This is a genomic window from Merdimonas faecis (genome assembly GCF_001754075.1).
In the GTDB taxonomy this organism is placed as follows: Bacteria; Bacillota; Clostridia; order Lachnospirales; family Lachnospiraceae; genus Merdimonas; species Merdimonas faecis.
In genome coordinates, this window is sequence record NZ_MIEH01000009.1 from 55016 (window position 1) to 62687 (window position 7672).

Below are 7672 nucleotides of genomic sequence, written 5' to 3' on the forward strand. Positions count from 1 at the left end.
CTTAACTGTCCCCGTAATAGTACTGCCACTCCTCTTCCGTAAGCCTTGGTTCATACCAGGAAAATGCCAGTGCTTCATCAAAAGAGGTCACATGATTGGACACATACTGAAAGCTTCCGTCCGCCAGCAGGCGCACCACTAATTCACTGGAAACAACCCGGTCATTCATCTTCCTTTCCCAGACTGCTTCCACATAAAGCTTCAGCGTTCCATCCTCCTGTTCTTCATAGCCCGTCACCTCCGGATAAGGCCCATAAGGCAGCGTTCCGTCATTCATGCCCCTGGGACGGTATCGGTATGTCTGCTGCTGCGGATCGTACACCATATTTACCCGGATCTGCTCACTGCTGATCCGAAAATAATCCTTAAGCACATCCTCTATCTCTTCCGCCGGCACTTGATATTCCACGCCTTCTCCCCGTTCGTAGGGCACACTTTCCCCATATTTTTCGTAGTACAGGTCCTCATACAGATCATAGAAGTCCACTCCTGTATAATCCTGCTCACTCCAGTCTGTGATCAGCAGGTTATTTCCCTCGTATCCCACAGGGCAGACATATTTTCGGTTCAACTCGCGGCAAGTCTCATCAAGCGGCTTTACCCGAAAACCAATCTGGCCCGGTGCACTATCATAGCCGGAAGGCTGATATTCTTCCAGGAAAAAATAGCCCTTGTCCGTGTACTTCCAGGAATGAGCGGTAAACGCATGGTGATAATAAACTTTCGGTTCCTGGTTCTTCCAGCCCAGTGTGCTTAAGTGCACCTGGATCTTTCCATCCTCCGCTGTCAGATCATAACGCACAAAACCACCCTCTTCGATGAGGGATAACAGCACCACTTCTGCCTGTTTCCCGGCCTGTGCATCCAGACAAAAGGCCTCCATCTTGTCACTATTTACCATATCCAGCTGGTCCTCCCGGTCTACAGCCGCATATCCCTCCTTTTCCAGGCAACTCAGGATCTGCTGTTTTGTTTCCAATGTATCCAGAGTTCCTTCTTCTGCTGCTGCTTCGTAGATCTCCCGGTATCCTTCCGCCAGTTTTTCGGACTCTTTTTCGATTTCTGTCTCCTGTGTCCTTTCTTCTGCCATTTCTTCTCCCTTTTGCCCCTTCTGGCTGCATCCGGCGAAAATAAGGAGAAGACACAGAAAAAGGAGCAGCATCTTCTTTCGATTACCTTCCAAGATATTCATCTAATATCACCTTATCCTTTGCAACTACATAGCCGCTTCCGCCCATCTGTTTCACATCCTCCACCATGCTGACTAAAAGGAGCGGCCGCTCTGCTTCCACTTCTTCTGTAAATACGGCAAACCATCCGATCTCTGTCCCGGAGGTGTCTTCCTGGGATTCCTTAAGCTCTGCAGTCCCGGTCTTGCCGGCCAGGCGGATATCCGTCCGGTGCGCGCCGTAGCCGGTTCCGTTCGGATCGTTGACTACCCCATCCATGCCTTCCAGTACCTGTGCCACATGTTCCGGTGAAAATGCCCCCTCCAGCCAGATCTCCCCTTCCGCTTTCTCCTCATATTGAAGACGAGGCCGGAGCACATTCCCATCATTCAGAAAAGCAGTGTACAGACTTGCCAGATGCAGCGGATTCATAAGAAGCTCTCCCTGTCCGTATCCACTGTCCGCCAGCTGGACTTCGGACTCGATCTTCCCGGTATTCGAATAGCTGGAGGGCGTCATAAGGATCTCAAACGGAATCTCCTGCCCGAATCCCAGCTCATCCAGGGAATTTTCCAGATTTTCCGCACCAATTTTCAGGGCTGCCTTGGCAAAATAAATATTATCCGAATAAATCAGCGCATTTTTCATTGTCACCGGCTCATAGGCATGCAGCGTCGTTACATAAAAGTCTCCCCAGGAGGCGTCCTTTTGCCAGGACAGCCCCACATTTCCAAAATCCTCCGCCGGATCCAGCGTTCCCGTTTTCAGCCCGACTGCCGCAATGATCGGTTTGATGGAAGATCCCGGACACCAGGCCTCCCGGAACCGGTTGTATAATGGCTTCCCTGTATCCTCATTTAATGCAGTCCACTGTTCATCTGTAAGCCCCAGGATAAAATCATTGCTGTCATAGGAGGGGGTGCTCACCAGCGCCAGCACTTCTCCCGTCATTGGATCCATCGCCACGGAGCATCCCGGATCCTGCTGAAACTGTTCATAACAGGACTTCTGCAGTCCGGCATCAATCGTCAGCCGGATATCCGTCCCGGCCTCCTTTGGAGTCTGCGCCAAAACTGTTTTTTCATTTCCCTGGTCATCCACCACGCAGATACGGCATCCGTCCCGGCCTTTTAACTCCTTCTCATAGAGGGCTTCTATTCCGATCTTTCCGATCACGCTGTCCGTACGGTATCCCTCTCCTTCATGTTCTTCTAAATCCTCCGCTGTTACGCTCTGCACATACCCTACCAGATGCGCGGCCGCTTCTCCCAGCGGGTACGTCCGGGCTTCCTTGTCCGAGATCATGACTCCCGGAATTTCCAGCAGGCGCTGCTGCCGGCCCTTTTCTCTTACCACATCTTCCTCCGGCTCCAGAGCTCCAAGCTCAAGCTCCTGGACCTTGGGAAGCGTCTTCAGGGGAACAAAGGTGGCCTCTGTCACCCAGTCCTCCGCCAACATTTCTTCTATCTGCTCCTGGTCCATTTCAAGAAGACCCGAGATTTCGGAGATGGCACTTTCCCTGTCCTCAAGTTTCCCCGGCACGATCCCCACAGACGATACCAGGCCCTTTCCCGCCAGCACCGTGCCGTTCCGGTCCAAGATTTCTCCTCTCTCTGCCGGGATCGCAGCAACACTTACCCGATCCCTGGCGCCCAGTTCCGGAAAAATCAGAGAGTCCTCCCACACCAGCAGGCATCCTTCTTTCCCCCTGGTGAAGGATGCCTCATTCTCAAAGCTGACTTTTCCTGCAGCAGTGTCAAAGGAGGCTGTATATTTTACCGTCTTTTCCTTTTCCGAGCAGTCTATCTCTGAGATTTTCATATCCTGCATTTCAATGCCTTCATAGATTGCCTGGTTGCGTCTGGTAAAATCTTCAAGAGAGATGTTTCCCGAAGCCTTTGCATCGATCATTTCGTACATCTTTTCATACTTTCCCGCTGATATGCAGTCCATGTAGGATATTAAAAGTTCTTCCGGAGATTTTCCTCTATATCTGAGAAATAGACTTATACCCACCCCGACAGCCACACACAAGACTGCTGTGCCAGGGATCCACCATTTCCTTTGCTTCTTCATGTCAGCCTCCTTTTCACTAATGATATCTTCTTTTCCTTTCTGCTATTCTATTCATGTTGTCTTAATATTACATTTGTAAGATTTAAAAGTCAAGAGATTTCATCTGTGAAAAAAAGCAGGGACAACACAACAAGAAAAATCCCGGAAACCTCCATCAGCCACTGTAAAGGCATAAGATCTGAAAGCGGCCCGAATACTGCCATCCCAAGCGGCATACATCCGGCATACATAGCCCCCATCATTCCAAATACGCTGCCCCTCATAGACGGCCTGGCAGTCTCCTGCAGGATCGTGGTCACTGACGTCTGCACTACGGTCAGTGCGATTCCGTATATCCCCATCAGAACAAGGTATACGGCAAAGTGTTTTGTCATCCCCATTCCTGCCGACATCATTCCAAATATCAGAAGACCTGTCTTAAGAATTTTTCTTCGTTTCCAGCCATTCCCCCAGATGCTCACAAAGAAACTGCCTGCCATCATTCCTGCAAAGCCCGCCAGTTCCGCCGCTGCCAGATATCCGTATGTATTTCCATAGACGCAGCTTACCAAAAGCCCTGCCAGGAATCCTGCCGGGACGCAAAAGAAGGTGAACAGGCCATATACTGTCAATACTCTCCCTACCGTACGGTCAGAAATGGCATAAACAGCTCCCTGTTTTACTTCTGATATGATTGATTGCTTTCCTGGAACTTCTTTCTCTGCCGGAACTGGCAGAAATGACAGGATCCCCACACCTAACACTGCGGTCAGGATGTCGATCCAGAGTATGATCTTAAGCGTGCTGACTGTCAGAAGGATGCCTGCTGCCGCAGGCGCCGCGAATTGTACCAGTGACTGCATCGATGCATTGACCGCATTGCAGCGCATCAGTTCCTCTTTCGGCGCAAGCTCCGGAATCACTGCATTGACGGCGGGTGTCTGCACTCCGGCGCCCACAGAACGGATCAGCAGCATCGCCAGAGGCAGGGCCAGCCGTTCTTCTGTACCGCTAAGCCGTGGCAGTATCAGGATTCCCAATAGCGTGACAGCCGAGATCCCCAGATCCGCTCCCATGATCAGACGCTTCCGGTTGTACCTGTCCGCCCACACGCCGCCTGGAAATGATACCAGAAACTGGGGCAGATAGGAACAGACACTAAAGGCTGCTACCCATATGCCAGAAGATGTGTAAAGAGTTGCATACCAGACCACCGCCATCTGAACCAGGGTCGAGCCAAACAGCGTAATACTCTGACTTAGAAAAAAGAGAAAAATGATGTGTTTAGAATGTTGTTTCTTTTCCTGTTGTGTTTGCATGAGCTGTATCCTCCTTCATATCTGGAGGGTACACGAATCTCTGCACCGGGTAACCGTACTCTACCAAAAGCTCCCGCTCGGCAAATCCCAGTTCCAGAAGTTCTCTGCGGTATCCTGTATCTGCCCGGTCTCTTCTCCGGTAGGTGGTGATACTGATCTTTTGTTCCGGCAGATAGGTTTCCAGCAGAACTTCCAGAAAAAGCCGCTGGATCCCTGCCTTTCGATACTGGGGATGTACGCCCAGAAATTCGATTTCCCCAGTTTTTCTGGAAAAGCACAGCACACCAAGCGTCTCTTCCTTTTTCTTCAGGATCAGCGCCCGCTTTTGGCGGATAGCGCTCTTCAGCTTCCGGATATAATCCGTTTCATCTAAATACGGATAGCCGTCGATCACCAGCCACACCAGTTCCATCCATTCCGGAATATCATCCATCTCCGCCAGGCGGACGTCCGATTTTTCTATCCCCTCTATGCCCGTTTCCTCCCGGATCCAAAACCTAAGCTGCAGGGGATAAAACGTCTGCCGTCTCCTGTATTCTGCCGGAGGGATCTTATACATAGCTGTAAATGCCGCTGTAAACGCCTGCTGGCTCTCATAGCCGCAAACGTACCCGATCTCAATGACCGGCCGCCTGGAAAACACCAGAAGCTTGGCCGCCTCTGTCATCTGTCTGCGCAGGATATAATCATGCATCGTCATGCCTGTGGTCTCACGAAACATCCGGTGCAGATGGTATTTCGAATAATGGATCCCCTCTGCTACTGCCGGAAGGGTAAGCTTTCCATCTAAATGCTCCTCAATATAGCTGACTGCTTCTTTTACGGTCTTTGCCGTGCGCTTTCCCATCATGCGCCCTCCTTTCCACAGACAGCATAGCAAAGAATGAGCGCCTGTTTTTTATAATTCTTGCTCTCCTTGTCTTTAACATCCTGCATGTAGTGCCGTTTGTGCCGACATTCCTATTATATTTTACGTTATAATAAAGGGCAAGGAAAAATGGGGACATTCCTTTTCCCTAAATGTGCCCGGCTCTTACGTTGACAGAAGCCGGCAAAAAGTTTATGATAGCATCGAATATATTGCATATCCGCAATATACTGAACAAACATATTGATTTGAGGAGGAACTGCAATGAAAAAATTAATTAATACATCATTCCTGTACCTTATCCTTGCACTGGCAGCCGGAGTATTTTACAGAGAGTTCACAAAGTTTAACTCTTTTACCGGAAAGACCACTCTTGCAGTCGTACATACCCATCTTTTTGTCTTAGGCGTTTTGCTGTTTCTTATCCTGGCATTATTTGTGAACATTAATCCGGATCTTCTGAAAGATTCCAAGGCAAAAAAGTTCTATATTTTACAGAATCTTTCACTGATCTTATTTACCGCTACTTTGCTGGCCCGGGGGATTATACAGGTTCTGAATATCCAGCTTTCATCAGCTGCAAACTCTTCCATTTCAGGAATTGCCGGTGTTTCTCACATTCTTCTTACGATAAGCCTGCTTCTGTTCTTTTTATTATTAAAACAATATGCAGTAGCAAATAGTAACCACACAGGTATGAACTGACACAAAATATTGTCATATGAGTAAAAAAGCTTCAGCCTCACGAAATAATGAGGTTGAAGCTTTTATATGTGGCGTATACAGCCATATCCCCTGTGAAACCACCTTATATAAAACAGTAAGTCCCCTATTCATTTTTACTTGGACAAATATTTTTCTTCTATTTTGTGATAAATCCAAACACTCAAACCAATATTTATAACAGTAGCAAATGCAAAAATTATAATGGAATAAACCGGCAAAAGAAATTCTACAATTCCACCAATGAACAACGGGATTGAAAATACACACCACATCTTCCCTACTGCTTGATTATAACCCTTCACATCATTTATTTCTGATTCGGAAATTTTAGAGCCAGCCCATAGCCACATGGGTTTCCCCCTGCTCATTACGTAAATTCCGATCACGATAAATATGACTGCAACGATCCACATGACCATTAAGTACTTTATGCTATCCATAGGTGCTCCTCCTCTCATAATAACTTCCCTTTAAACCGCCTACCCCAAATCCTACAACAGCACCTACATACCAGGTACAAACTAGCTTGGCTAATATCAAAGAATCTTCTTCATTATGTTTATCTTCATCTTGATTTTCACTTTTCATTCATCAGTCACCCCATTTATAAAATTCCAACATATTTACCTCTCATTACTTACAGTATAATTCTATTTTTCAGATTATACAATTAAAAAACGATACGCAAATTTTCTTATTTCTGCATTATGTAAATCAAAAGACATTTCAAGAGGAAGAACGACCATCTTGCTTTTCAAAAACTGGGGATTTCTTCATAAGCTGTTCAAATTTTTGAAGCAAAAAATAAGAGAAACGCTGTAAATTCAACGTTTCTCTCTCTTTTCACGAATGCCGCAGACCGGAATCGAACCGGTACGGGAGGTTAGTCCCGCAGGATTTTAAGTCCTGTGCGTCTGCCAGTTCCGCCACTGCGGCACAACAATTATTATAAAATTGTTAATGGGGCCTATAGGGCTCGAACCTATGACCCTCTGCTTGTAAGGCAGATGCTCTCCCAGCTGAGCTAAGACCCCAAAGAAAACGACCCAGAAGAGACTCGAACTCTCGACCTCCGCCGTGACAGGGCGGCGCTCTAACCAACTGAGCCACTGGGCCAGGATAGTGGACCTTCGGGGACTCGAACCCAGGACCGATCGGTTATGAGCCGATTGCTCTAACCAACTGAGCTAAAGGTCCAAAATCATTAAGTCCCACATAGGAACTAAGCCGATGATCGGACTCGAACCGATAACCTGCTGATTACAAATCAGCTGCTCTGCCAATTGAGCCACATCGGCATATCAAATGACTCCGACGGGAATCGAACCCGTGTTACCGCCGTGAAAGGGCGATGTCTTAACCGCTTGACCACGGAGCCAAAAAACTCCCCCTGTTGGACTCGAACCAACGACAACTCGGTTAACAGCCGAGTGCTCTACCGACTGAGCTAAGGAGGAATATTTATAAATAAGATATATTTTCATATACCTTCAAAACTGCATATAAGAAATATTATCCATGCCTACCGACCTTCT

General features: G+C 47.8%; 7 protein-coding genes and 7 tRNA genes. 1 reads left to right on the plus strand and 13 read right to left on the minus strand.

Annotation, left to right across the window (positions count from 1 at the left end):
- Position 1 precedes the first annotated feature (1 nt).
- The 4 genes from BKD12_RS04535 to BKD12_RS04550 form a co-directional block, all read right to left on the minus strand.
- Positions 2 to 1192 carry a DUF6070 family protein gene (locus tag BKD12_RS04535; RefSeq protein WP_070088141.1) on the minus strand — a complete coding sequence of 397 codons (1191 nt, stop codon included), beginning with the start codon at positions 1190 to 1192 and terminating at the stop codon, positions 2 to 4.
- On the minus strand, positions 1173 to 3245 hold the full coding sequence (locus tag BKD12_RS04540; protein WP_070088142.1) for a penicillin-binding transpeptidase domain-containing protein: 2073 nt from the start codon (positions 3243 to 3245) through the stop codon (positions 1173 to 1175). The genes BKD12_RS04535 and BKD12_RS04540 overlap by 20 nt, the downstream gene beginning before the upstream one ends.
- A gap of 89 nt (positions 3246 to 3334) precedes the next feature.
- Positions 3335 to 4543, minus strand: a complete 1209-nt coding sequence (locus tag BKD12_RS04545; protein ID WP_070088143.1) for an MFS transporter — start codon at positions 4541 to 4543, stop codon at positions 3335 to 3337.
- Positions 4509 to 5390 carry a helix-turn-helix domain-containing protein gene (locus BKD12_RS04550; RefSeq protein ID WP_070088144.1) on the minus strand — a complete coding sequence of 294 codons (882 nt, stop codon included), beginning with the start codon at positions 5388 to 5390 and terminating at the stop codon, positions 4509 to 4511. Before BKD12_RS04550 ends, BKD12_RS04545 begins: the two co-directional genes overlap by 35 nt.
- Before the next feature lie 285 nt (positions 5391 to 5675).
- On the opposite strand from BKD12_RS04550, the gene BKD12_RS04555 reads away from it, so the two are divergent.
- Positions 5676 to 6116 carry a DUF2871 domain-containing protein gene (locus tag BKD12_RS04555; RefSeq protein ID WP_070088145.1) on the plus strand — a complete coding sequence of 147 codons (441 nt, stop codon included), beginning with the start codon at positions 5676 to 5678 and terminating at the stop codon, positions 6114 to 6116.
- Between the two features lie 134 nt (positions 6117 to 6250).
- Here BKD12_RS04555 and BKD12_RS04560 read toward each other — a convergent pair whose 3' ends face one another.
- The 9 genes from BKD12_RS04560 to BKD12_RS04595 form a co-directional block, all read right to left on the minus strand.
- A complete protein-coding gene (locus BKD12_RS04560) occupies positions 6251 to 6577 on the minus strand; it encodes a DUF3784 domain-containing protein (RefSeq protein ID WP_070088146.1) in 327 nt (108 codons plus the stop codon).
- Entirely contained in the window at positions 6570 to 6725 is a 156-nt protein-coding gene (locus tag BKD12_RS16860; RefSeq protein ID WP_176730926.1) for a hypothetical protein, read from the minus strand. The genes BKD12_RS04560 and BKD12_RS16860 overlap by 8 nt, the downstream gene beginning before the upstream one ends.
- 262 nt (positions 6726 to 6987) lie before the next feature.
- Positions 6988 to 7073: transfer RNA gene (locus BKD12_RS04565), tRNA-Leu, on the minus strand.
- 25 nt (positions 7074 to 7098) lie between these two features.
- Positions 7099 to 7171 (minus strand) — tRNA-Val (locus BKD12_RS04570).
- Between the two features lie 8 nt (positions 7172 to 7179).
- Positions 7180 to 7253: transfer RNA gene (locus tag BKD12_RS04575), tRNA-Asp, on the minus strand.
- 7 nt (positions 7254 to 7260) lie between these two features.
- A tRNA-Ile gene (locus BKD12_RS04580) sits at positions 7261 to 7334 on the minus strand.
- A 28-nt stretch (positions 7335 to 7362) separates the two neighbouring features.
- Positions 7363 to 7435 (minus strand) — tRNA-Thr (locus BKD12_RS04585).
- Between the two features lie 8 nt (positions 7436 to 7443).
- Positions 7444 to 7515: transfer RNA gene (locus BKD12_RS04590), tRNA-Glu, on the minus strand.
- Between the two features lie 6 nt (positions 7516 to 7521).
- A tRNA-Asn gene (locus BKD12_RS04595) sits at positions 7522 to 7594 on the minus strand.
- Positions 7595 to 7672: the final 78 nt, after the last annotated feature.

Excerpts from the sequence above, each read along its gene's own strand:
- BKD12_RS04555 (WP_070088145.1), top strand. The coding sequence starts at position 5,676 with ATGAAAAAATTAATTAATACATCATTCCTGTACCTTATCCTTGCACTG.
- BKD12_RS16860 (WP_176730926.1), bottom strand. The coding sequence starts at position 6,725 with ATGAAAAGTGAAAATCAAGATGAAGATAAACATAATGAAGAAGATTCT.
- BKD12_RS04535 (WP_070088141.1), bottom strand. The coding sequence starts at position 1,192 with ATGAATATCTTGGAAGGTAATCGAAAGAAGATGCTGCTCCTTTTTCTG.
- BKD12_RS04545 (WP_070088143.1), bottom strand. The coding sequence starts at position 4,543 with ATGCAAACACAACAGGAAAAGAAACAACATTCTAAACACATCATTTTT.
- BKD12_RS04560 (WP_070088146.1), bottom strand. The coding sequence starts at position 6,577 with ATGGATAGCATAAAGTACTTAATGGTCATGTGGATCGTTGCAGTCATA.
- BKD12_RS04550 (WP_070088144.1), bottom strand. The coding sequence starts at position 5,390 with ATGGGAAAGCGCACGGCAAAGACCGTAAAAGAAGCAGTCAGCTATATT.
- BKD12_RS04540 (WP_070088142.1), bottom strand. The coding sequence starts at position 3,245 with ATGAAGAAGCAAAGGAAATGGTGGATCCCTGGCACAGCAGTCTTGTGT.